The following is a 21,865-nucleotide window of genomic DNA, read 5'->3' on the forward strand; positions in this document are numbered from 1 at the left end:
GCAGTGCGGGACGTTTCTGGGAAAGGGCATAGCGATGAACAAGGCAATCACCGACGGTCTCACCTTCATGCCCCCGGCCTTTGCGGCGGGGCTAGCACAATGGTCCAGTGGCGACGGCACGCCGGGATCGGCCAGCTATGACGGTGCGGCCAACGCCGCCTTGGTGCCGGCGGATGCGGATTTTGGTGGCTGCCTTGAGATGGTCAAAACCAACAGCACGCAGCGGCTGCGCTACATGGGACAGACTCCGCTGCTGCCCGGCTGCTACCTGCGCATCACCGCGCGGGTCAAAGCGATCAGTGGCAACCTGCCCTCGGTGCGGATTGCGGGTTGGGCGGGCAATGCCAGTGACAGCAACGTCGGCGGTCTGGTGGAGAGCGGCCCCACAACCAACCTCAGCCTTTATGGCGAGGTGGTCACGGTCAGCGCCATTGTTGGCACCGGCGCGCGCACAGGTGTGGATATGGTCTGGGGCGATGGTGCGATCTACGGCCACTTCGGACTGGACCTGACCGGCGGCAATGGCGGCGTGGTGCGCATTGATGATCTGGTGATCGAAGATATCACCGCGGCCTTCCACCGCGACATGATGAACTGGGTCGATGTGCGCGACTATGGCGCGTTGGGCGATGGCACAACAGATGACAGCGCGGCCTTTCTGGCCGCGGATGCGGCGGCCAATGGCCGTCGGGTGCTGATCTCAGCCGGGACGTATCGGCTGGCCTCATCCGTGACGCTGGAAAACCCGGTGGAGTTCGAAGGCACGCTGAGCATGCCCGATGACGCCATCCTGTCGCTGACCAAAAGCTTTGATCTACCAACCTATATCAACGCCTTCGGGGATGAGGTCCTGGCCTTCAAGAAGGCGTTTCAGTCGCTTTTGAACAATGCCGATCACGAAGGGCTGGATCTGGGCGGGCGCCGCATCAACATCTCGGCCCCGATTGACATGGCGGCGGCTGTGCCGAACCGCACCGAATATGCCCAACGCCGCCATATCCGCAACGGCATGTTCTATGTGGAAAACTCCAGCGATTGGGACACCGAACAGGTGACCTCGCCCGCGAGCTACGCCACCTCCAACCACTGGCAGCTGACGGACGTGGACAATATCGCCAACATCCCCGTTGGGGCGCTGATCACCGGCGCCGGTGTCGGCCGTGAGGTCTATGTGCGCGAAAAGAATGAAGCAACGCGCGTCATTACCCTCTCCGCGCCGCTTTATGACGCGGTGGGGCGGCAGACTTACACCTTCACCCGGTTCAAATATGTGATGGATTTCAGCGGCTTCCAGAAGCTGTCCAAATTCTCCATGTCGGATATTGAGTTTCTGTGCAACGGCCGCGCCAGTGCGGTGCTGATGGCCCCGGCCGGGCTGATTTTCCATGTGAAGGACTGTTTCTTCACCACGCCGAAAGACCGCGCCATCACCTCACCCGGGGACGGCTGTCAGGGGATGCTGATTGACCGCTGCCAGTTCCTGTCAAATGAGGGCAACCTGCGGGTTCAGGACCGCAGCACCGTTGCGGTGAACGCCAATGCCAATGACGTCAAGATCCGCGACAACCGGATCACCCAGTTCCGTCACTTTGCCGTGCTTGGGGGCACCTCCTCCATCATCACCGGCAACCATTGGTTCCTGGGTGACAATGAACCCGATGGCGTGCGGGTGGCCGGGCTGGTGCTGACGGCGACACAGAACCGCGCCACGATCAATGGCAACTACGTCGACAATTGTTCTATCGAGTGGAGCAATGAGCATGATCCCGAGCCGGATTTTGCCTCTGAGTTTTCCTTCTCAGCGCTCAACATCACCGACAATATCTTTCAATCAATCGGCTCCGCCCCCTGGTCACGATTCATTGTGATCAAGCCGCATGGGCCGGGGCATTTCATCAACGGGCTGACCATCGCCGGCAATATGTTCCGCGCCATCCATGGCAATCTGGACCGGGTGGATCTGGTCGACACGACCTTTGCCGATCTGGATTACAGCCGCATCCGCAATGTGCTGGTGCAGGGCAACAGTTTCCAGTCGATCACCCAAGGGATCGAAAACCCAGCACGGATCAGCCATGACCAAAACGCGCTGGATAATGTCTGGACGGTGGATTGTTCCGGGCCGCTGCCCTTTGGCGGTTATGCCCAGAACGTGGATTCGGTGGTGGCGCGTGGCAAGATCGCCAATGCCGCCAATGTGGCCAATTACGATTTCCCCTATGTCTCGACCGAACAGGGCACAAACCGTGACCGGATCACGCTGCGGTTTTCGGAAAACACTGTGGGCAGCGTGACCGTTCTGGCGCGGATCGACAACAACTAGCGGCGCTGGGTTAGAGGCCCAGATCCTCAGCCGTCAGCTCATAAGCGCGGGCAAAGCCGCCGTTCATATAGGCTTTGTCCACCTCGAAAATGGCAAAACAGAAGTCGGGGAAATCGATGTAGAGTTTCGATTTCGGGTGGCTGGCCAGATAGTGCGCTGCCAAGGCGTCGCGTTCGCTGTCACCGTGGTGCACAAAGCGCACCTTGGCCATCAGCGTCAGCCGCGGGTGGGTCAACGGATCGCCCTTGTCACCGGGTTCCCCCACCAGAAGCGAACAGCGCTGATCCTCTTTCAGCGCTTTGGTGTGATGAGACAGGCCGGACACCAGCGTCACAGGCGCGCCCTCTGGGGTGGTGCCAACAGCCACGCGGGTCACCATCGGCAGGCCGGTGCCGGCCTCATTCACTGCAAGGGCGCCATAGCGCGCCTCATCAATCAACCCACGCGCCAGCGCGCGGGCCTCATCATCGGTGGGTTGAACTAACTCAGGCATAAACGCGATGTAGACCCGATGCTAACCTTTGGCAAGCATTCCTGAGTTAAAATATCAGAAATCATACCAGAGGCCCAGTTTGACCCCATTTTCCCGCGCCCCTATCAGCGCTTTGGACAGGCCCAGTTCCAACTGCCAGCCGGGGCGGATTTCATAGGTGGTGGAGGGCACGATGCGCAGGAACTCAGGTTCATCCGCGGCGCGACCGGCCTGCAGTTGCACCATCCACCGGCGGCCACTGTCCAATGTCACGCCAAGGGTCAGGTCCGACTTCACATCCACCTGCCGGTCGCCGAGGTCAAATTCCACAAAACTGTCCAACGCCAACCAACCGCCGCCCCAGCGCGTGTCAAATCCGCGCCCATAGGCAAGGCCCGGGCGCAGCACCTGCTGGCCCGCGATCCGTCCCAGCCCCAGTTCAAACGCCAACCGGTCCTGCCCCTGCGCCTTGATCGGCAGGCGGGCAAAGGCGATGGTTTTGTTCTGCCCGGTCACCCCGCGCCCCAGATCAAACCCGACGGTCAGATTGGGCCGTAGCCCGTATTCCAGATAAAGGCCGGTGTAATAGCTTTCCTCATCAAAGGGTTCGGATGCATAAAACGACAGGGACGAAAACCCTGTGCCCTCCTCACGCAGCCACGCCCCAGCGAGAGCTGCGGCAGGACAGTGGATCAGCAAGAAGAGGCATATGAGGCTGCGCATGGGACCTTCGCTAACGGAGCCCAGCAAGCCTGACCGAAAGCGGTAAACAGGGGGTTAACCCCGATTAACAAGGCGTGGATGCGGCCCCAGAACGCCCGCCCCCCTAGAGGTCAGATCAAAATAAGCGAGGATGAACGTTGCAGATACCGGGGTCCTGCGCCTAGGCTGATCCTATCAGGAGGAGGTTCTCATGCCTAAGATCTCGCAATCCAACGATTTTCAGACTGTCATCACGACCTTTGAAATGACGCCAGGCACCTGCCAAGATCTGCTCGAAGCACTTCAGGATGCCTATGAACACTTCATCTCAAAACAGCCCGGATTCATCGCGGCAGGCCTGCATGTGAATGATGCCCAGACCCGGATCGCCAACTATTCGCAATGGCAACGGCGCGAAGATTTTCAGGCGATGCTGCGCACCGATGAGATGCGCAAACGCAACCGGGACATTGCCGTGCTGAGCAAAAGCTTTGAGCCGGTGATGTATGAGGTGGCGCATTCCTACGACTGACCCTTCGGGTCAGAGCGCGCCCTGCACCCATTGCACAATCGCCGGGGTCGGCATCGCCCCGGCTTTGCGGGCTTTTTCCTTACCGCCCTGGAAGGCCGCCAGCATCGGGATGCCGCGGATGCCGTAGCGCTGGGAGGCTTTGGGGTGGGCTTCGGTGTTCAGCTTGACCAGCCGGGCGCGGCCCGACAGCGGTTGCACGGCTTGCGCAAACTGCGGCGCCATCTGACGGCAGGGGCCGCACCAGGGCGCCCAGAAGTCCACCACCAGCGGCACCTCATCATTGCGCGCCGCCTTTTGCAGCGTGGCCAGATCGACCTCCACAGGTTTTTGCGCAAACAGTTTGGTGCCGCAGGTGCCGCATTTCGGTCCAGCGCTCAGCCGGTCCACCGGCACCCGGTTCACCAGCCCACAGTCCAGACAGGTCAATTTCTTGCCAGCCATCGCGCTCTCCGTTGTCATCGGCATAGTCATATTCACAACGCGATATAAGATGTCGCCGCAAAACCACAAGCCCGGGCAAATCCATCAACAGGCTTGCCCGATACCGTAATTCTACCCATAGTCAGCGTGTTCGTTAATTTCTTTCGTTGGTCGCAGCACGGTTTACGGCCCTAAGCCCAAGGTCAGCGATAGAGACACCAAGCTGTTTCAGTAAGCGGAGCAGCCACTATTTTAGGAGACTACGGAATGGCCAACGGCACCGTAAAATGGTTCAACACCACCAAAGGCTATGGCTTCATCGCGCCCGAAAACGGCGGCAAAGATGTGTTTGTGCATATCTCGGCTGTGGAACGTTCGGGCCTGACCGGCCTGGCTGACAACCAGAAGGTGACCTTCGATCTGGAAGCAGGTCGCGACGGTCGCGAACTGGCGGTGAACCTGTCACTGGTCTAAACCGCCGACAGATTTTTATACATTTATGACATCGACGGGCCCTCTGGGCCCGTTATTTTTTTGAATGGTAACTTGCCTTGTTGGCGGAAGCGGCCCATATCTGGGGTGCTACGTTAAACGCTTTCGACCTCTGCTCCTATTATACGGCTCAGTTTTTCGATCTTGCTGATGACCTGCCAGGCTGCCGCACCTCCGCGGGCAGCACATATTAGGAGACTACGGAATGGCCAACGGCACCGTAAAATGGTTCAACACCACCAAAGGCTACGGCTTTATCGCACCTGAAAGCGGCGGCAAAGATGTGTTTGTACATATCTCGGCTGTTGAGCGTTCGGGCCTGACCGGTCTGGCTGACAACCAGAAGGTGACCTTCGACCTGGAAGCAGGCCGTGACGGTCGCGAATCGGCCGTGAACATCGCGCTGGCCTAAGCCCGCGACACAGCTGAAAAAGCGTTAAGCAGATCGAAACGGGCCGTAGCGGCCCGTTTTTTGTTGCCAACTTGTTACTGTGTCCCTGCTTACTTTGCCCCTGCCAGCAACTGCAGCACCTGCGGCCCCAGCCCGGCAACGATCAGCGCCACACCTTCGGCGTTCGGGTGGATGCCGTCGGACTGCATGTATTGCCCCAGTGCTGCGGGATCATCACTGGGCAGCCCATCAAAGAACGACGGTGCGTAAAATGTGCCATATTGCGCCGACAGGTCGGGCCAAATGCCGTTGAAGGCTGTTTCAAACTCAGGGCCATAGTTTTTGGGCGCCGCCATGCCGACCAGCAGCACATCCATGTCCTTGGCTGTCACCACCTGCAAAATGCCATCGATATTGGCCCGCGTGACCTCTGGCGCGGTGCCGCGCAGCAGGTCATTGCCGCCAAGGGCAAGGATCATCGCATCAAAGGGTTCGGTCAGGGTCCAGTCAATGCGCGCAAGGCCGCCTGCGGTGGTGTCGCCCGAGACCCCGGCGTTGGTCACGCTGACATCTTGGCCCTGATCACGCAGCCAGGCCTCAAGCTGGGGCACAAAGCCATCGCCCTGCGCCAGCCCGTAGCCCTGGGTCAGGCTGTCACCAAAGGCGAGCAGCCTCAGCGGTTCTGCGCCGACGGGGGCTGCCAGCAGAAAAAGCGGCAGCAGCAGGGTCTTGCCCCTCAATATCGCCGCCCCATATGACAGAAACACACGAATAAACAGGCTGATAGACATGGTGACTCCGGTTCTTTCTCTAAGAGATGTGACGCTTTCGCTGGATGGCAACGCCGGGCGCATCGAAATCCTCCACGGCATTTCACTGGATGTCCAGAGCGGCGAGAGCCTAGGGCTGATCGGCCCCTCGGGGTCCGGCAAATCTTCGCTGCTGATGCTGATGGGCGGGCTGGAACAGGCCACTACCGGCAGCGTCACCGCGCTGGGGCAGGAGCTGACCACGATGAATGAGGATCAGCTGGCCCGGTTCCGCCGCGATAGCATGGGGATTGTGTTTCAGTCTTTCCATCTGATCCCCACCATGACCGCCCTCGAAAACGTCGCCACCCCGCTGGAACTGGCTGGTCACCGGGATGCCTTTGACCGCGCCATGGAAGAGTTGCAAGCCGTCGGGTTGGAAGCGCGCGCCGATCACTATCCCTCGCAGATGTCTGGCGGCGAACAGCAGCGCGTGGCGTTGGCACGCGCCGCCGCCCCCCGCCCCAAAATCTTGCTGGCGGATGAACCGACCGGCAATCTGGACGGCGCCAATGGCGCGGCGATCATTGACCTGCTGTTCGGGCTGCGCGACCGGCATGGATCCACCCTTGTACTTGTCACCCATTCCCGCGAATTGGCTGAACGCTGTGACCGCGTGGTGCGGCTGCGCGATGGCCGCGTTGATCAAGCGGCAGCAGGGGCAGCAGCATGAGTCTGGCGCTTTCGGCCCGACTGGCCCGACGGGAACTGCGCGGCGGGCTGCGCGGTTTTCGCATTTTTCTGGCCTGCCTTGTGCTGGGTGTGGCCGCCATTGCCGGGGTCGGATCGGTCAGATCCGGCATCGAGGCGGGCCTTGCCAATGAAGGCGCCGCGCTCCTTGGGGGCGATGCGGAGATGGAGTTTACCTACCGGTTTGCCGATGACGCCGAGAGGCGCTGGATGGCGCAGACCGCGGTGGCCGTTTCTGAGGTGGCTGACTTCCGCTCCATGGCGGTGCGCGGGGATGTGCGGGCGCTGACACAGGTGAAGGCGGTTGATGATGCCTATCCGCTGGTCGGTCAGGTGGCGCTGGACCCGACCCTGCCGCTGGATCAGGCGCTGGCGGGGCAGGATGGTCTGCCCGGTGCGGTGCTGGATCCGCTGCTGATCGATCAGATGGAGCTGTCGCCCGGTGAGACCTTCCGCCTTGGCACTCAGGACTTTGTGCTGATGGCGGCCCTGACCAATGAACCCGACAGCGCCGGCGATGGCTTTGCACTTGGTCCGCGCACCTTGGTGACGCGCGAGGCTTTGGAAAACTCAGGCCTGCTGGCGCCGGGCAGCCTGTTTTCCTCAAAATACCGGCTGCTGCTGCCCGAGGGGCACCAGCTGGAGCCGTTGAAACAAGAGGCGCAGGATCTCTTTGCCAATTCGGGCCTGCGCTGGCGCGACGCCCGTAACGGTGCGCCGGGGATTGCCACCTTTGTCGAACGGCTGGGGGCCTTTCTGATCCTTGTTGGCCTCTCCGGTCTGGCGGTTGGCGGTGTTGGGGTTTCGGCTGCGGTGCGCGCCTACCTGGCGGGTAAAACCAGCGTCATTGCCACGCTGCGCAGCCTTGGTGCGGATCGCCGCACGGTGTTTCAGGTCTACTTCATCCAAATCGGTGTCTTGTCTTTGGTCGGGATCACCCTGGGCCTGCTGCTGGGCGGGCTGGTACCGGTTCTGCTGGGCCCGGTGATTGCGGCGCAATTGCCTGTGCCGGCGGCCTTTGGCCTTTATCCCGCCCCGCTGATTGAGGCGGCGATCTATGGCGCGCTGACCGCGCTGATCTTCACCCTCTGGCCCTTGGCGCGCACAGGTGAGGTGCGTGCCGCAACCCTGTTCCGCGATGCGATGGCGGGTGCCAAACTGCTGCCCCCCCTGCCCTTTGTGGCGATCACCCTGCTGCTGGCGGCGGCACTGGTGGCGGTGGCGGTGGCCTTTTCCGGCACGGTGACGCTGACACTTTGGACCGCTGGCGGTGTGGTTCTGTCCCTCGTGATCCTGGCGATTGCGGCGCTGGCCCTCAGGGCGCTGGCCCGGCGGGTTGCGCCCTGGACCCGGGGCCGCCCGGCCCTGCGATGGGCGGTGGCGGCGATCGGCAGCGCGCGCGATGAGGCCACGCCGGTGGTTCTGTCGCTGGGGCTGGGGCTGACCGTACTGGCCGCTGTTGGGCAGATTGACGGCAACCTCAGAAACGCCATCGCGCAGGATCTGCCGGGCAAGGCGCCGTCGTTCTTCTTTGTCGACATTCAGCGCGATCAGATTGACGGGTTTCTGGACCGGCTGACCACCGATGATGCGGTCAGCCGCACCGAACATGCGCCGATGCTGCGCGGGGTGATCACCCAGATCAACGACCGCCCGGCGACCGAGGTGGCTGGCGATCACTGGGTTGTCACCGGCGATCGCGGCGTCACCTACGCCGACGCCCTGCCCGCAACCACCCGCATCACGGCAGGCGAATGGTGGGGCGAAGGCTATGACGGCGCGCCGCAGATCAGCTTTGCCGCGGAAGAGGCCGAAGAGATGGGTCTGAGCCTGGGCGACAGCATGACCATCAACATTCTGGGCCGTGACATCACCGGCACTATCACTTCCTTCCGGGAGGTGGATTTTTCCACCGCAGGCATGGGGTTTGTGCTGGCAATGAATGAGGCCGCGCTGCGCGGGGCACCGCATAGCTTCATCGCCACGGTCTACGCCGAAGAAGGGGCCGAGGCCGCGATCCTGCGCGATCAGACCAACAGCTATCCCAACATCACCGCGATCCGGGTGCGCGATGCCATCGACCGGGTGACCGTGTTGATGGAGGGCATCGCCAATGCCACCCGCTGGGGTGCGGCGGCAACCCTGCTGACCGGGTTCCTTGTGTTGATCGGCGCGGCGGCAGCAGGTGCCCCTGCGCGGGCCTATGAGGCGGCGGTGCTGAAAACGCTGGGCGCGACACGGCCCCGGATCCTGAGCAGTTTCGCCCTGCGTTCAGCCCTATTAGGCGGCGGCGCAGCGCTGGTGGCGCTGTTTGCCGGGATTGCCGGCGGCTGGGCGGTGATGCGCTTTGTGATGGAGAGTGAGTTCACAGTGATCTGGGGTTCCGCCCTTGGGATCGTGGCAGGCGGTGTGGTTGCGACGCTGCTGGCGGGCTTTGGCTTTGCCTGGGCGGCGCTGGGGACCAAACCGGTGCATACCCTGCGCGCACGGGAATAACCGCTCATTGTCTTGCCAATGTCATCGCACGATGGCACCCCTCTGGTGATGTCATCAGAGGGGACCACCATGTCACAGGACCACAAACAGCACCCATCGCTGAGCCAAGATCAACAAGATCTGCTGATCGCCACGGTGCGTGAGGTGGCCCGCGAAGAAATACTGCCGCGGTTCCGCAATCTGGCAGCGGGTGACATCCGTTCGAAAACCAAACCCGATGATCTGGTGACCGAGGCGGATCTGGCCGCTGAGGCCCGGATTGCGGCGGTGCTGCGCGAAGCCTTCTCTGAGGCCATGATCCTTGGTGAGGAAGCTGCCAGCGCCGATCCCACCCTGCGGGCCAAAGCGGCCGGGGCAGATCTGGCGCTGATCATTGATCCGGTGGATGGCACCTGGAACTTTGCCAATGGGCTGGCGGTTTTCGGCGTCATTCTGGCGGCGACGGTGCGGGGCAAGCCGGTCTTTGGGCTGCTCTATGATGTGGTGATGGATGACTGGGTGGTGACTCATGACGCGGCGCCCAGCGTTCTGGCCCGCGATGGGATGCCACCGCTGCCGCTGCAAACGGCCACGGGTGGGCCGCTCGACACGCTGACCGGTTATGTCCATCTGTATCTGATGGAAAAATCGGTGCAGGCGCAGATGGCGGCGGCGCTGCCCAGTTTCAACCGAACCTTCATGCTGCGCTGTTCCTGTCATGAATATCGGCTGCTGGCGCAGGGCGCGGTGGATTTCTGCCTGTCGGGGATGCTGAACCCTTGGGACCATGCCGCAGGTGTCTTGGCGGTGCAAAACGCCGGCGGTGTGGCGCGGTTCATTGATGGGCGCGATTATGACACGGCAATCACCAAGGGCTACCTGCTGACAGCGGCCAACGAACAGGTCTGGCAGGAGGTTGCGGCGCATCTGGCCTTTCTGAAGTGATCGCCCTTCAGGGGTGCGCTCAAACGCCCGGCGCGCCTAGCACCTTCTGATCCAAGGGGCGTTTGGCGTTTTTCTGCAACCGGGCAACCAGCCGCCTTTGCTGTTTGCCTTCCGGGATAGGACGCGCGGGGTCGGGCAGGCCGCGGCGGATGGCCAGATCGGGAAACAGCTGAAACAGCTCCTCCCGGGCGGCGGGCGTCATGGCGCGCAGGGCCTCAGGCCCGGTGAACAGCGTTTCACTGGGGCTGCCTTCGGCGATGATCACCTGATGCTGATCCATCACCACATGCACATAGGTGATGCAGTCCACCCATTCATCCACGTAGATCCCCGGCAGCTCCGTCAGGCGGATGGCGGCCACCAGCACCTCGGCCGCGCCGAACATCCGTTTTGCCACCGGTGAGGCGACCAGCATCCGATGCTGCGGTGAAACCCAGAGATCGCGTTTTGGCAACCCCAGCCCCATAGCGCCCGCCGTGATCTTCACCGGGCGCAAGTGGGGATAGGCCGCCAGATCCTTGGCGCTCAGATGGCGTTGCAGAACCAGCCGCACCCGCGCCGCCCCTTCGGACCAGAGCGGCAGCAGCTGACCTTTCTGCAGGTGTTGCACCTCCTCCTCCCCGGCGGGGGTGCGGATCAGGGTGCCATGGGTGAAACAGGGAATCAGCCCATCCTCAAAAGCGACAAGACCCAGCGTTTCATCGATGTGGTTCAGCTCACTATCGCGCGACGCCTCCTCCTCCAGGAACATGTCGACGCTGGAATTGTTCTGGCTGTCGATGACAACCGTGGCGGGGTTGCCACCATTGATCGTCTGGGTTTCGCCCAGCACCACTGCATCGGTGAAGGTGGCCCCAAGGCCGAAGGTATCAACGTTATCGTCAAAGCCGCCAAATGTGTTGGCTGTGCCCGCGGAGCCATCGCCGCCCGCCTGAATGGCGATCCAGCCAATGGTTTCCGTGCCATGATCATCTGCTTGCGCCTCTTCCTCCTGCAGGGAGAGGTCAAAGCCCGAAGAGGTGATGTTCAGCGGATCACTGTCCACGGTGGTGGTGTCATTGTTGGACATGACCGAGGTCAGAACCACCGGCGGATCGGTGAAGCTGCCGCTGAAACTGGCCGAACGGCCCGAGGCATCGGTGGCGGTTGTTCCGGCCTCAATAATCCGGCCATCCGGCAGGGTATGCACCCCGGCCTCAATCGCCAGCCAGTTGATGGTTTCCACAGCCGGGTGCGGCCCGTCGTGGTATTCCCATTCCTCAATGATGAAGCTGAAGGAGGTGGTGTTGCCATCACCGTCCAGCACCTGATCTGTCAGGCGGATGGTGAACTGATCGCCACCGTTGTTGGTGGCGGTGAAGGCAAAGACCGGGTTGGTCAATGGCTCCTCTAGGGTGACAGTGATCGGCGCATTCTCCGTTGGAGAATTCGTCGTAATCGACCCTGCCTCACCGATAGCCATAAACAAATGCCCCAAGTTGCGCCTGAACAGGCGTACGTCCTCAAGGCTTAAGATAATCCTGCTTGCAGGCGGCAATATGGTTCAAATTGGGCTTAAATTTGAACCGGTTGCGCATGGACACCCTGCGTAATTCAGGGGTGTATTTCGCTGCGCGGAGGGTGCAGCGGCCAAAGAAAAAGCGCCCCGGATAGGGGCGCTTTCTGTTTTGATATCCGCGGTTTATTCGGCCGCTTCGGCGTAGTCGTCCATCGGTGGGCAGGTGCAGACCAGATGGCGGTCGCCATGGGCGTTGTCGACGCGGTTGACCGGCGGCCAGTATTTGTCCACGCGGAAGGCACCGGCCGGGTAACAGCCCTGTTCACGGCTGTAGGGGCGATTCCATTCACCCACCAGATCCTCAACAGTGTGGGGCGCGCGTTTCAGCGGGTTGTTTTCCGCATCAATGTCACCTTTTTCCACCGCCTCAATCTCGGCCCGGATCGACAGCATGGCATCGCAGAACCGGTCAATCTCAGCTTTTGTTTCCGATTCCGTCGGCTCCACCATCAGGGTGCCGGCCACTGGCCAGCTCATGGTGGGGGCGTGGAAGCCGTTGTCGATCAGACGTTTGGCGATATCGTCCACGGTGATATTGGCGCTGTCGGCAAAGGGACGGGTGTCCACGATACATTCATGCGCCACACGGCCGGTTGGCCCTTTGTAGAGCACCTCAAACGCACCTTCGAGGCGTTTGGCGATATAGTTCGCAGACAGGATCGCCACACGGGTGGCCTGCGTCAGACCGCTGTCGCCCATCATCAGGCAATAGGCCCAGGAGATCGCCAGGATCGAAGCCGAACCGTAAGGCGCTGCCGAAACAGGACCTTCGGTGCCCCCGGTTTCCGGGTGGCCGGGCAGGTGTGGAACCAGATGCGACTTTACGCCAATCGGACCCATGCCGGGGCCGCCACCGCCATGGGGAATGGCGAAGGTCTTGTGCAGGTTCAGGTGGCTCACGTCGCCGCCCAGATCGCCGGGACGGCTGAGGCCGACCATCGCGTTCATATTGGCGCCATCGATATAGACCTGACCGCCGTGATCATGGGTGATCTGGCAGACCTCTTTCACGGTTTCCTCAAACACACCGTGGGTCGAGGGGTAGGTGATCATGCAGCCTGCGAGGTTCTCACCGTGCTGTTCCGCCTTGGCGCGGAAATCGTCCAGATCAATGTCGCCATTTTCCAGCGATTTCACCGGAACCACTTTCCAGCCCACCATCTGGGCCGACGCCGGGTTGGTGCCGTGGGCCGACATCGGGATCAGGCAGACGTTACGGTGGCCCTGATCGTTGGCGCGGTGGTAGGCGGCGATGGTCAAAAGACCAGCGTATTCGCCCTGCGCGCCCGAGTTCGGCTGCATCGAGAAGTCATCGTAGCCGCAGATTTCGCACAGTTTGTCGGACAGGTCCGACATCATCTCAGCATACCCTGCCGCCTGATCCAGCGGCACAAACGGGTGCAGATCCGACAGTTCCGGCCAGCTGATCGGCATCATCTCTGCCGCCGCGTTCAGCTTCATGGTGCAGGAGCCCAGCGGGATCATCGCACGGTCCAGCGCCAGATCGCGGTCCGCCAGACGACGCATGTAACGCATCATCTCGGTCTCGGCCCGGTTCATGTGGAAAATCGGGTGGGTCAGAATGTCCGAGTTGCGCAGCGCGTGATCGGGCAGACGCCATTCACCGGGCTGATCGTCCTTGCGACTGATGCCAAAGGCGCGCCAGACCGCTTCGATGGTGGCGGGCACAACGGCTTCGTCAATGGTGATGCCAACCTTGGTGTCGCCGACGGGGCGCAGGTTGATGCCTTCGTCCACAGCCGATTTCAGCACGGCCTTTTGCAGCGGGCCCACTTCGACGGTCACAGTGTCAAAGAAATCCTTCGGCTCGACCGCAAAACCGGCTTCTTCCAGACCTTTGACCAGACGCACCGTCTTGCGGTGGATCTTCTGCGCGATGGCTTTCAGACCGGCCGGCCCGTGGAACACGGCATACATCGAGGCCATCACCGCCAGCAGGGCCTGCGCGGTACAGACGTTCGATGTCGCTTTTTCGCGGCGGATGTGCTGTTCGCGGGTCTGCAGCGCCAGGCGGTAGGCGCGGTTGCCGCGGGCATCGATCGAGACACCAACCAGACGGCCGGGCATCGAGCGTTTGAACTTGTCGTTACAGGCCATGTAGGCGGCGTGCGGACCACCGTAGCCCAGTGGCACACCAAAGCGCTGGGTCGAACCCACAGCAATGTCGGCGCCCATTGCGCCCGGCTCTTTCAGCAGAACCAGCGCCATCGGGTCAGCGATCACGATGCCGATGGCCTTGTTTTCATGCAGTGCGGCCATTTCGGCGGTGAAGTCGCGCACGTGGCCATAGGTGCCGGGGTACTGGAAGATCGCGCCAAAGACAGCGGTGGCGTCCAGATCTTCAGGCGCACCAACGATCACCTCAATACCCAGCGGCGCGGCGCGGGTCTGCATCACGGCGATGTTCTGCGGGTGGCAGTTTTCATCGACAAAGAAGGCTTTGGATTTCGACTTCGACACACGCTCGGCCATGGTCATGGCTTCGGCGGCGGCGGTGGATTCATCGAGCAGCGAGGCGTTAGCGATCTCCAGACCGGTGAGATCGGAAATCATCGTCTGGTAGTTCAACAGCGCCTCAAGACGGCCCTGTGAAATCTCAGGCTGATAAGGGGTGTAGGCGGTATACCATGCCGGGTTTTCCAGAATGTTGCGCTGGATGGCGGGCGGGGTCACGGTGCCATGGTAGCCCATGCCGATCAGGCTGGTCAGAACCTTGTTCTTGCCAGCGACCTCTTTCATCCGGGCCAGCATCTGACGCTCGGACAGCGCCTTGCCGAAGCCCAGCGGCTCCTCCTGGCGGATCAGGGCCGGAACAGTGTCATCAATCAGGGCCTCAAGGCTGTCGGCACCGACGGTTTGCAGCATCTCAGCCATTTCTTCAGGCGAGGGCCCGATGTGACGGCGGTTGGCAAAATCGTAGGGCAAATAGTCGGTTGGCTGGAACGGCATCCCAAGCTCCTTATCGCGCGATATGTGGTCGTTGTGGCGGCAGCGTCGCTGCCGGGAGGCACCGCGCCCCTCCCCGTCTGGGGCGCGGTACAAGGGGCGCCATGCAGCGCCCGAGGTGTCAGCCCGTCAGCAGCGCTGCGCAGGCTTAACGTTTGGTTTACTCAACCAGCGCTTTGTAGGCGGCTTCATCCATGTAGTCGTTGATGACCGAGGCATCTTCGACCTTCACCTTGAAGAACCAAGCTTCGCCGGTGGGGTCTTCGTTCACTTTGCCCGGCTCATCTTCCAGGGCTTCGTTCACTTCGACGATTTCACCGTCAACCGGGGCCACAATGTCCGAGGCAGCTTTCACGGATTCGATCACAACGATCTCATCGCCTTTTTCCACTTCGGTGCCGACTTCGGGCAGCTCAACGAACACAACATCGCCCAGCGAGGTCGAGGCGTGCTCGGTGATGCCTACGGTGATGATGTTGCCGTCGGCCTTCAGCCACTCGTGATCTTCGGTATATTTCATGTCTGGATCCTTCCCTGCAGAGATCTGGATTATCGTTTGAATTGCGCAGCCACGAAGGGCAGCGCGACAACTTCCACGGCCATACGTTTACCACGTACATCGCCGTAAAGAACTGTTCCGGTGTCGGCGTTTTCGGTTGCGACATAGCCCATCGCAACGGGGCCTTCGACCGAGGGGCCAAAGCCGCCCGAGGTCACTTTGCCGATCGGCGCGCCACCGTTGTCGGTGGCGTAAAGTTCAACACCTTCGCGCATCGGGGCGCGGGTCTGGGGTTTCAGGCCAACACGGGCACGCGGGGCGCCGTTTTCCAGCTCGGCCAGAATACGTTCGGCGCCGGGGAAGCCGCCTTCGCGGTCGCCGCCGGTGCGGCGGATTTTCTGGATGCCCCAGGTCAGCGCGGCCTCAACTGGGCTGGTGGTTTCGTCAATGTCATGACCGTAAAGGCACATGCCGCCCTCAAGGCGCAGGCTGTCACGGGCACCAAGGCCGATGGGCAGAACACGTTCGTCCGCGAGGAGGGCGCGCGCCAGACCTTCGGCGGCGTCATTCGGAACAGAGATTTCATAGCCGTCTTCGCCGGTGTAGCCCGAACGCGAGATCCAGCATTCCGCACCGTTCAGATCATAGATGCCGACATCCATGAATTTCATATCCGCCACAGCCGGGTTCAGCGCCGCCAGCGCCGCCTCAGCCGCCGGGCCTTGCAGAGCCAAGAGGGCGCGATCGTCGATCACTTCAACCGCAACGCCTTCGGGCAGACCGTTTTGCATCAGGGCGATGTCCTGATCTTTACAGGCGGCGTTCACCACAACGAAGATATGATCGCCCCGGTTGGCAAACATCAGATCGTCTAGAATGCCACCCTGATCGTTGGTGAAGAACCCGTAGCGCTGACGGTTCTCTTTCAGGCCTGCCACATTTACCGGGATCAGCGCCTCAAGCGCCAGCGCGGCCTCTTCGTAGGAAGAGCCGCGCAGGATCACCTGTCCCATGTGCGAGACGTCAAACAGACCAGCCTGGCTGCGGGTGTGCAGGTGTTCCTTCATCACACCGGCGGGGTATTGCACCGGCATCTCATAGCCTGCGAACGGCACCATCTTGCCGCCCAGTTCACGATGCAATGCATCCAGGGTGAGGGATTTCAGTTCGGACATGTCGCCTCCCAGCTGTCGCTCAACCGGGTCGGAATTTGAAACTCCCCGTCCGGCATCATTCAGACGCAGCGAAGCCGCGCCACTGATGCCCCCTCTGTCACGGTGCCTGAGATCGTTATCCCTTCGGCGGACGCGTTTTCGCGCCTCTCTCCAGAGTAGTCAGCCCTGATCGGTCCCTTTGGCCTGAGAGTTTCCGGGGCGGTTGCTCCTTCGGCACTGGCACGCGGCCAGTTCTCCCGATCAGTTGACAGGGTGATTATCCTAGTCGGATTTTCAGAGCAAGGGTCTCAATGCGACAGATTGCCGATCAGGCGCGACAAGTTGCGGGGCTGAGGATCTCCAGCAGGCGGTCATTGCCGCAAACCAGCGAATCCAATGAGACCTGATCGAGGTGGGCAAAAAACGCCTCGGCCGCATCGGCCAGGGCCAACCGCAGGCGGCAGGCCTCGGTCAGGGGACAGGTGTTATCAACGTCGGCAAAACACTCGGCCAGCGGCACCGAGGCCTCCAGCGAGCGAAACACATCGCCGATGTGAATTTCGGTTGCGGGGCGGCCCAGCATTAACCCGCCATTGCGACCCCGTTGCGTGCGCAGGAAGCCCAGCTGACCCAATTGGTTGATGACCTGCGCCAAATGGTTTTCCGAGGCATTGCACCTTTCGGCGATTTCCGATTTTGTCACCAAGCGGCCGTCATTGGCGGCGCAAAACATCAGAATACGGATCGCAATGTTGGTTCGTTTGGTAACACGCATGTTCTTGCCCTTACAGCAGCTGAGGCCTGCACCATGCACCTCACAGGCCTGTGAGGGATTGATATGGATCAAGATTGGGGTGATTTCCTGCATGGCAAATGCATTTTTCTTTGGCTACGGCTCCCTCGTGAACCGAAAAACCCACGTCTATGAGGATGCCCACCGCGCCAAAGTGCAGGGCTGGCGGCGGGCCTGGCGCCACACTTCGCTGCGCCCGATTGCCTTTCTGACCGGGGTGCCCGCGCCCGGCAGCGCCATTGAAGGGCTGATTGCCGGCGTGCCGGGCAATGACTGGGCGGCGCTGGACGAACGCGAATTTGCCTATGACCGGGTGGCGCTGACGGAAACGCTGGATCATCCGCTGCCGGCGCGTCCGGATGTGGCGATTTATGCGATCCCTGAGGGCAAACATGGCGCCCCGGACCGGCGTCACCCGGTTCTGCTCAGCTACCTTGATGTGGTGGCTCAGGGATACTTGCAGGAATTTGGCGCAGACGGCGTTGCTGACTTCTTTGCCACCACAGATGGCTGGGACGCGCCGATCCTTGATGACCGCGCCGCGCCTTACTACCCCCGCCATCAGGTGCTGAGTGCAAAAGAGCGCAGTCTGGTGGATCAGATGCTGGTGCAGGTCGGGGCCACACCGATGCATCTGGAGGGCACCGAACTGGCGGACTTTGAAGCCGCCCTGCAGTTTGGCGGCCGCAGCTGAGGATCTGCGTCTCAATTAAGCGCTAAAACCACGCATTCCCCGCCCCGTCTTAGGGCCGGGGCTGCGATAAAATCCCCCCAAGACGTGAACAATTCGGTCAATTTCCCGCTTTTGTTCCGCAAATTTCGCCCCAATACCCCCTAAAGAGAGCCCCTCCCCTCCGTTTTGACGGGGTTAAATGGGGCCGTTTCCGGCCGTTCTTCATACTGGGAAAAACGATCCAACGCTGCCGCTTAGGGTCACATGTATTTTTGTAACGTTTCACGAGGGCTTTTTACCAATGACGCAGATCGGACAACTAGAGAAAGCTCTCGAAGGGGGAAACATGAAGAAACTAAGAACCGTCTCGCAGATTATTCGCAAACGTCGCCTTTTCTGTGTGTCGCCCGACGACATGGCCCGTCAGGCCTGTAAAATCATGACAAACCGCAAACTGGGCGCGCTGCCGGTCATTGATGACAACGGCACCCTGATTGGCGTGATTTCCGAGCGTGACATCGTGCGCCGCTGCATTGGTGGCAAACGCAAAACCGTACGCACTCCGATCCGTGAGGTGATGACCCCGGATCCCATCGTTGCCAAATCCGATGACACCATCGTGGTGGCCATCGCGGTGATGATGCAGAACCAGATCCGTAACCTTCCGGTTGTTGAAAACGGTGTGGTCATTGGCATGATCTGCATGCGCGAAGTGGTGACCGAGCTGTCGACCCTGGCCGTGCAGAACTTTGGCCTGGCTGGCATCGTTCAAGACACTGAACTGCAGGTCGCTGAGCGCGTCTGATCCGATTTAGCGCTACGGGGCACTTCCCCCCACCTCGCCTTGTGGCCGCAAAGAAAAACCCCCGCGATGCAGATCGCGGGGGTTTTGCGTTTCTTTGATCTGTGGGCGCGTTAGCCGCGCGCCTTGACCACCTGCAGCAGCGGCATCACATCGCCCATGTCGGGACCGTGGCCCTGACCGGTCAGCGCCTTGCGCAGCGGCATGAACAGACCTTTGCCTTTGCGGCCTGTGGCCTCTTTCACGGCCATGGTCCAGCTTTTCCAGGTGTCACCGTCAAACGGGCCCTCAGGTAGCAGTTTCATCGCTTCGGCAATGAACGCCTTGTCCTCATCCGCGATCTCAGGCTCTGCGCCTTCGCTGAACAGGGTCCACCAGCCTTTGAGGTCTGCGCGCACGGTGATGTTGTCACGGGTCACGGTCCAGAACTGTTCAGCCAGATCTGCAGGCACACCGATTTCGGCAATCTCATCCTTCACCGCGTCAAACGGCAGGGTCTGCAGATAATGCCCGGTCAGCGGGAACAGGTCCTGCACATCAAACTTGGTCGGCGCCGAGCCGAACTTGTTGATGTCAAAGCCTTCTGCCAACTCCTCCATCGAAGACCGCAGTTCCACCGGATCAGAGGAGCCCAGACGCGCCATCTGGCTCAGCAGCGCCAGCGGCTCCACGCCCTGTTCGCGCAGATCCTTGATCGCCAATGTGCCCAGACGTTTTGACAGCGCCTCACCCTGTGGGCCGGTCAGCAGCGAATGGTGGGCAAAGGCCGGAACCGTGCCGCCCAGCGCCTGGATCATCTGGATTTGGGTCGCGGTGTTGGTCACATGGTCGGAGCCACGCACAACATTGGTCACGCCCATTTCGGTGTCATCCACGATCGAGGCAATGGTGTAGAGCACCTGACCATCAGCCCGGATCAGCACCGGATCAGACACCGAGGCCGCATCAATGGAGATGTCGCCCAAAACACCATCGGTCCATTCAATCCGCTGGTGGTCCAGCTTGAACCGCCAAACGCCATCGCCACGCTCCGCGCGCAGGGCATCTTTTTCGGCCTCCGACAGGGCCAATGCGGCGCGGTCATAGACCGGCGGCTTGCCCATGTTCAGCTGTTTCTTGCGTTTCAGGTCCAGCTCGGTCGGGGTTTCAAACGCCTCATAGAACCGGCCCATCTCACGCAGCTTGTCAGCCGCTTCGGCATAGCGGTCCAGACGCAGCGACTGGCGCTCCATCACGTCCCACTCCAGCCCCAGCCATTCCAGATCCCGTTGGATCTGGTCGACATACTCTTCCTTCGACCGCTCCGGGTCGGTGTCATCGATGCGCAGAATGAACTTGCCGCCCGCCTTTTTGGCGATCAGATAGTTCATCAGCGCGGTACGCAGGTTGCCGACATGGATGTAGCCTGTCGGCGAAGGGGCAAAACGGGTAACGGTCATCGTGATCTCCTGTTGCTGGGCCACATGTCACAGGTTGTGCGATTTGTCCAGTTGGGGCTGCGTTTCCAAGGGGTCCGTGCCGATTATCACGAAAGCGTGAAAGCGCGAGACTATTGCGCCGCGCCGCCTACCCTCCTGAGCCATTGATCTTGACCCGCTGATCTGTGGAGGAACCCCGAATGCCCCTGACGTCCCCGTTACTTTCGCGCCGCCATCTGTTGTTGGCCGGCGCTGCCCTGCCCATCGCAGGTGCGCTGACCCCGTCCCCTGCTTTTGCCGCGGCTGAAATGCTGGGGGCCGCAACGCCCAAATTCAACCGTTTCAAACTGGGCGAGATGGAGGTCACCACCCTCCTGGCCGGCACCCGCACCGTGGAAGAACCGCAAAAGATCTTTGGCATGAATGTCAGTGCCGATGATTTTGCCAAAGCCTCGGACATGGCGAATATCCCCACCGATAAGGCGCAGTTCTTCTTTACCCCCACCATCGTCAACACCGGCAGTGAGCTGGTTCTGTTTGACACCGGCCTCAATGGCGCGGGCATCGCTGCCGCGGTGACAGCGGCAGGCTACACGCCGGATCAGGTAGATGTGGTGGTGATCACCCATATGCATGGCGATCATATCGGTGGCCTGCTGACCGATGGCACCGCCACCTTCCCCAATGCCCGCTACGTGACCGGATCGGCTGAATTTGACCATTGGGCCGGGGCTGAAAACGAACGCTTCGAAGGCAACGTGCGCCCGTTGGCCGAACAGATGGCGATGATCGGCGATGGCGACAGCCCGGCCTCAGGCATCACCGCGATGGCAGCCTTTGGCCATACGCCGGGCCATATGACCTATATGCTGGATTCCGGTGGCAAACAGTTGCTGATCGCGGCGGATTTTGCCAACCACTATGTGTGGTCGCTGGGCTATCCCGATTGGGAGGTGCGTTTTGACATGGACAAAGCCGCCGCTGCCCGGACCCGCCGCAAGGTGCTGTCGATGCTGGCCGCAGACCGCGTGCCCTTCATCGGCTATCACATGCCTTTCCCCGGCATGGGCTATGTCGAAACCCGCGGCGACGGCTTCCACTACACCGCGGCCAGCTATCAACACATGCTCTGATAGGTGCTCACGCAGGCTGGACCGGCCAGATCCGGTCCAGATCCTGCAATCCAGCGTGGATCAATTCCGCCAGAACCTCCAGATCAATGTCCGCCAGCTTATTCACATAAAGGCAGGATTTGCCCAGTTTATGTTTGCCCAACCGGCCGAGGATCTCTGCGTATTCCTGATACCCCGGCATGATGTAGATCGACAGGTTCGCCTTGCGCGGACTGAACCCGGTGGCCAGGAAATCACCCTCGCGCCCGGATTTGTAGCGATAGTAATAGCGGCCATAGCCAATGATCGACGGCCCCCACATGATGGGCGGGAATCCGGTGACGCGCTGGAACAGGTCCAGCAGAACCAAGCCATCCTCACGCCGTTTCACAGGTTCCACAGTCGCTAGAAAATCACGCGGGTTCAGGTCATGGGGTTGGGTTTTATTGGCCATATCCCATGCTGGCGCAGAGACATACGGGGATCAAGCCACTTGCCCCCTGCTGCAGGATGGGGGAGCGCAGTGAGTATTTTTGGCAAGATGAAAAGCGCTTTTCACCTGCCCCGAAAACTCCCGCCGGAGGCACCCCGAGGGCCGCAGGGCCCGAGACATCCAGCGCGCCCCGATCAGGGGCGCA

General features: G+C 61.1%; 21 protein-coding genes and 2 riboswitches. Of the genes, 10 read left to right on the plus strand and 11 right to left on the minus strand.

Annotated elements, in window-relative coordinates; all coding sequences use genetic code 11:
• Positions 1-34 precede the first annotated feature (34 nt).
• A complete protein-coding gene (locus TL5118_RS10820) occupies positions 35-2,323 on the plus strand; it encodes a glycosyl hydrolase family 28-related protein (RefSeq protein ID WP_058245023.1) in 2,289 nt (762 codons plus the stop codon).
• 10 nt (positions 2,324-2,333) lie between these two features.
• On the opposite strand, the gene TL5118_RS10825 is transcribed toward TL5118_RS10820, so the two are convergent.
• Positions 2,334-2,816 (minus strand): HugZ family pyridoxamine 5'-phosphate oxidase, encoded by a 483-nt coding sequence (locus TL5118_RS10825; RefSeq protein ID WP_058245024.1) that lies wholly within the window; start codon positions 2,814-2,816, stop codon positions 2,334-2,336.
• A gap of 54 nt (positions 2,817-2,870) precedes the next feature.
• Positions 2,871-3,518 (minus strand): hypothetical protein, encoded by a 648-nt coding sequence (locus tag TL5118_RS10830; protein WP_058245025.1) that lies wholly within the window; start codon positions 3,516-3,518, stop codon positions 2,871-2,873.
• 190 nt (positions 3,519-3,708) lie between these two features.
• On the opposite strand from TL5118_RS10830, the gene TL5118_RS10835 reads away from it, so the two are divergent.
• A complete protein-coding gene (locus tag TL5118_RS10835) occupies positions 3,709-4,029 on the plus strand; it encodes an antibiotic biosynthesis monooxygenase family protein (RefSeq protein WP_058245026.1) in 321 nt (106 codons plus the stop codon).
• A gap of 9 nt (positions 4,030-4,038) precedes the next feature.
• Here TL5118_RS10835 and trxC read toward each other — a convergent pair whose 3' ends face one another.
• Positions 4,039-4,470 (minus strand): thioredoxin TrxC, encoded by a 432-nt coding sequence (trxC, locus tag TL5118_RS10840; protein WP_058245027.1) that lies wholly within the window; start codon positions 4,468-4,470, stop codon positions 4,039-4,041.
• 246 nt (positions 4,471-4,716) lie between these two features.
• Here trxC and TL5118_RS10845 point away from each other — a divergent pair, with 246 nt between their 5' ends.
• Positions 4,717-4,923, plus strand: a complete 207-nt coding sequence (locus TL5118_RS10845; protein ID WP_058245028.1) for a cold-shock protein — start codon at positions 4,717-4,719, stop codon at positions 4,921-4,923.
• Between the two features lie 223 nt (positions 4,924-5,146).
• Positions 5,147-5,353, plus strand: a complete 207-nt coding sequence (locus TL5118_RS10850; protein WP_039685727.1) for a cold-shock protein — start codon at positions 5,147-5,149, stop codon at positions 5,351-5,353.
• An 89-nt stretch (positions 5,354-5,442) separates the two neighbouring features.
• On the opposite strand, the gene TL5118_RS10855 is transcribed toward TL5118_RS10850, so the two are convergent.
• On the minus strand, positions 5,443-6,123 hold the full coding sequence (locus tag TL5118_RS10855; RefSeq protein WP_058245029.1) for an arylesterase: 681 nt from the start codon (positions 6,121-6,123) through the stop codon (positions 5,443-5,445).
• Between TL5118_RS10855 and TL5118_RS10860 the strand changes: the two genes are divergently transcribed.
• The 3 genes from TL5118_RS10860 to TL5118_RS10870 all read left to right on the plus strand — a co-directional run bounded on the left by TL5118_RS10860 (position 6,122) and on the right by TL5118_RS10870 (position 10,251).
• Positions 6,122-6,814, plus strand: coding sequence for an ABC transporter ATP-binding protein (locus TL5118_RS10860; RefSeq protein ID WP_058245030.1), 693 nt, complete (start codon positions 6,122-6,124; stop codon positions 6,812-6,814). The two genes, TL5118_RS10855 and TL5118_RS10860, sit on opposite strands and share 2 nt — an antisense overlap.
• Positions 6,811-9,327 carry an ABC transporter permease gene (locus TL5118_RS10865; protein ID WP_058245031.1) on the plus strand — a complete coding sequence of 839 codons (2,517 nt, stop codon included), beginning with the start codon at positions 6,811-6,813 and terminating at the stop codon, positions 9,325-9,327. Before TL5118_RS10860 ends, TL5118_RS10865 begins: the two co-directional genes overlap by 4 nt.
• 69 nt (positions 9,328-9,396) lie before the next feature.
• Positions 9,397-10,251, plus strand: a complete 855-nt coding sequence (locus TL5118_RS10870) for an inositol monophosphatase family protein (RefSeq protein ID WP_058245032.1) — start codon at positions 9,397-9,399, stop codon at positions 10,249-10,251.
• Between the two features lie 19 nt (positions 10,252-10,270).
• Here the strand turns inward: TL5118_RS10870 and TL5118_RS10875 are convergent, their stop codons facing one another.
• From TL5118_RS10875 to TL5118_RS10895, 5 genes are all read right to left on the minus strand, one after another.
• Positions 10,271-11,713: a Hint domain-containing protein gene (locus TL5118_RS10875; RefSeq protein ID WP_058245033.1), complete on the minus strand. Its 1,443-nt coding sequence runs from the start codon at positions 11,711-11,713 to the stop codon at positions 10,271-10,273.
• Between the two features lie 219 nt (positions 11,714-11,932).
• Positions 11,933-14,779, minus strand: a complete 2,847-nt coding sequence (gcvP, locus tag TL5118_RS10880) for an aminomethyl-transferring glycine dehydrogenase (RefSeq protein ID WP_058245034.1) — start codon at positions 14,777-14,779, stop codon at positions 11,933-11,935.
• Positions 14,780-14,936: 157 nt separating this feature from the next.
• A complete protein-coding gene (gene gcvH / locus TL5118_RS10885) occupies positions 14,937-15,296 on the minus strand; it encodes a glycine cleavage system protein GcvH (protein ID WP_058245035.1) in 360 nt (119 codons plus the stop codon).
• Between the two features lie 29 nt (positions 15,297-15,325).
• On the minus strand, positions 15,326-16,450 hold the full coding sequence (gene gcvT, locus TL5118_RS10890; protein WP_058245036.1) for a glycine cleavage system aminomethyltransferase GcvT: 1,125 nt from the start codon (positions 16,448-16,450) through the stop codon (positions 15,326-15,328).
• A gap of 84 nt (positions 16,451-16,534) precedes the next feature.
• Positions 16,535-16,610: riboswitch (glycine riboswitch) on the minus strand.
• Positions 16,611-16,699: riboswitch (glycine riboswitch) on the minus strand. It abuts the riboswitch before it with no gap.
• A gap of 58 nt (positions 16,700-16,757) precedes the next feature.
• Entirely contained in the window at positions 16,758-17,204 is a 447-nt protein-coding gene (locus TL5118_RS10895; RefSeq protein ID WP_058245037.1) for an RrF2 family transcriptional regulator, read from the minus strand.
• 91 nt (positions 17,205-17,295) lie between these two features.
• Between TL5118_RS10895 and TL5118_RS10900 the strand changes: the two genes are divergently transcribed.
• A complete protein-coding gene (locus TL5118_RS10900) occupies positions 17,296-17,916 on the plus strand; it encodes a gamma-glutamylcyclotransferase family protein (protein WP_106404205.1) in 621 nt (206 codons plus the stop codon).
• A 325-nt stretch (positions 17,917-18,241) separates the two neighbouring features.
• The gene (locus TL5118_RS10905; protein ID WP_058245038.1) at positions 18,242-18,700 is read left to right on the plus strand and encodes a CBS domain-containing protein; all 459 of its coding nucleotides are present in this window, start codon (positions 18,242-18,244) and stop codon (positions 18,698-18,700) included.
• Between the two features lie 110 nt (positions 18,701-18,810).
• Here the strand turns inward: TL5118_RS10905 and gltX are convergent, their stop codons facing one another.
• A complete protein-coding gene (gltX, locus tag TL5118_RS10910; protein ID WP_058245039.1) occupies positions 18,811-20,136 on the minus strand; it encodes a glutamate--tRNA ligase in 1,326 nt (441 codons plus the stop codon).
• A 179-nt stretch (positions 20,137-20,315) separates the two neighbouring features.
• Between gltX and TL5118_RS10915 the strand changes: the two genes are divergently transcribed.
• Positions 20,316-21,248, plus strand: a complete 933-nt coding sequence (locus tag TL5118_RS10915) for an MBL fold metallo-hydrolase (protein ID WP_058245040.1) — start codon at positions 20,316-20,318, stop codon at positions 21,246-21,248.
• A 7-nt stretch (positions 21,249-21,255) separates the two neighbouring features.
• Here TL5118_RS10915 and TL5118_RS10920 read toward each other — a convergent pair whose 3' ends face one another.
• Positions 21,256-21,681 (minus strand): DUF1801 domain-containing protein, encoded by a 426-nt coding sequence (locus TL5118_RS10920; protein ID WP_058245041.1) that lies wholly within the window; start codon positions 21,679-21,681, stop codon positions 21,256-21,258.
• Positions 21,682-21,865 lie beyond the last annotated feature (184 nt).

Source organism: Thalassovita autumnalis, assembly GCF_001458255.1.
GTDB lineage: Bacteria > Pseudomonadota > Alphaproteobacteria > Rhodobacterales > Rhodobacteraceae > Thalassobius > Thalassobius autumnalis.

Excerpts from the sequence above, each read along its gene's own strand:
- TL5118_RS10820 (WP_058245023.1), top strand. The coding sequence starts at position 35 with ATGAACAAGGCAATCACCGACGGTCTCACCTTCATGCCCCCGGCCTTT.
- TL5118_RS10825 (WP_058245024.1), bottom strand. The coding sequence starts at position 2,816 with ATGCCTGAGTTAGTTCAACCCACCGATGATGAGGCCCGCGCGCTGGCG.
- TL5118_RS10830 (WP_058245025.1), bottom strand. The coding sequence starts at position 3,518 with ATGCGCAGCCTCATATGCCTCTTCTTGCTGATCCACTGTCCTGCCGCA.
- TL5118_RS10835 (WP_058245026.1), top strand. The coding sequence starts at position 3,709 with ATGCCTAAGATCTCGCAATCCAACGATTTTCAGACTGTCATCACGACC.
- trxC (WP_058245027.1), bottom strand. The coding sequence starts at position 4,470 with ATGGCTGGCAAGAAATTGACCTGTCTGGACTGTGGGCTGGTGAACCGG.
- TL5118_RS10845 (WP_058245028.1), top strand. The coding sequence starts at position 4,717 with ATGGCCAACGGCACCGTAAAATGGTTCAACACCACCAAAGGCTATGGC.
- TL5118_RS10850 (WP_039685727.1), top strand. The coding sequence starts at position 5,147 with ATGGCCAACGGCACCGTAAAATGGTTCAACACCACCAAAGGCTACGGC.
- TL5118_RS10860 (WP_058245030.1), top strand. The coding sequence starts at position 6,122 with ATGGTGACTCCGGTTCTTTCTCTAAGAGATGTGACGCTTTCGCTGGAT.
- TL5118_RS10855 (WP_058245029.1), bottom strand. The coding sequence starts at position 6,123 with ATGTCTATCAGCCTGTTTATTCGTGTGTTTCTGTCATATGGGGCGGCG.
- TL5118_RS10865 (WP_058245031.1), top strand. The coding sequence starts at position 6,811 with ATGAGTCTGGCGCTTTCGGCCCGACTGGCCCGACGGGAACTGCGCGGC.
- TL5118_RS10870 (WP_058245032.1), top strand. The coding sequence starts at position 9,397 with ATGTCACAGGACCACAAACAGCACCCATCGCTGAGCCAAGATCAACAA.
- TL5118_RS10875 (WP_058245033.1), bottom strand. The coding sequence starts at position 11,713 with ATGGCTATCGGTGAGGCAGGGTCGATTACGACGAATTCTCCAACGGAG.
- gcvP (WP_058245034.1), bottom strand. The coding sequence starts at position 14,779 with ATGCCGTTCCAGCCAACCGACTATTTGCCCTACGATTTTGCCAACCGC.
- gcvH (WP_058245035.1), bottom strand. The coding sequence starts at position 15,296 with ATGAAATATACCGAAGATCACGAGTGGCTGAAGGCCGACGGCAACATC.
- gcvT (WP_058245036.1), bottom strand. The coding sequence starts at position 16,450 with ATGTCCGAACTGAAATCCCTCACCCTGGATGCATTGCATCGTGAACTG.
- TL5118_RS10895 (WP_058245037.1), bottom strand. The coding sequence starts at position 17,204 with ATGCGTGTTACCAAACGAACCAACATTGCGATCCGTATTCTGATGTTT.
- TL5118_RS10900 (WP_106404205.1), top strand. The coding sequence starts at position 17,296 with ATGGCAAATGCATTTTTCTTTGGCTACGGCTCCCTCGTGAACCGAAAA.
- TL5118_RS10905 (WP_058245038.1), top strand. The coding sequence starts at position 18,242 with ATGAAGAAACTAAGAACCGTCTCGCAGATTATTCGCAAACGTCGCCTT.
- gltX (WP_058245039.1), bottom strand. The coding sequence starts at position 20,136 with ATGACCGTTACCCGTTTTGCCCCTTCGCCGACAGGCTACATCCATGTC.
- TL5118_RS10915 (WP_058245040.1), top strand. The coding sequence starts at position 20,316 with ATGCCCCTGACGTCCCCGTTACTTTCGCGCCGCCATCTGTTGTTGGCC.
- TL5118_RS10920 (WP_058245041.1), bottom strand. The coding sequence starts at position 21,681 with ATGGCCAATAAAACCCAACCCCATGACCTGAACCCGCGTGATTTTCTA.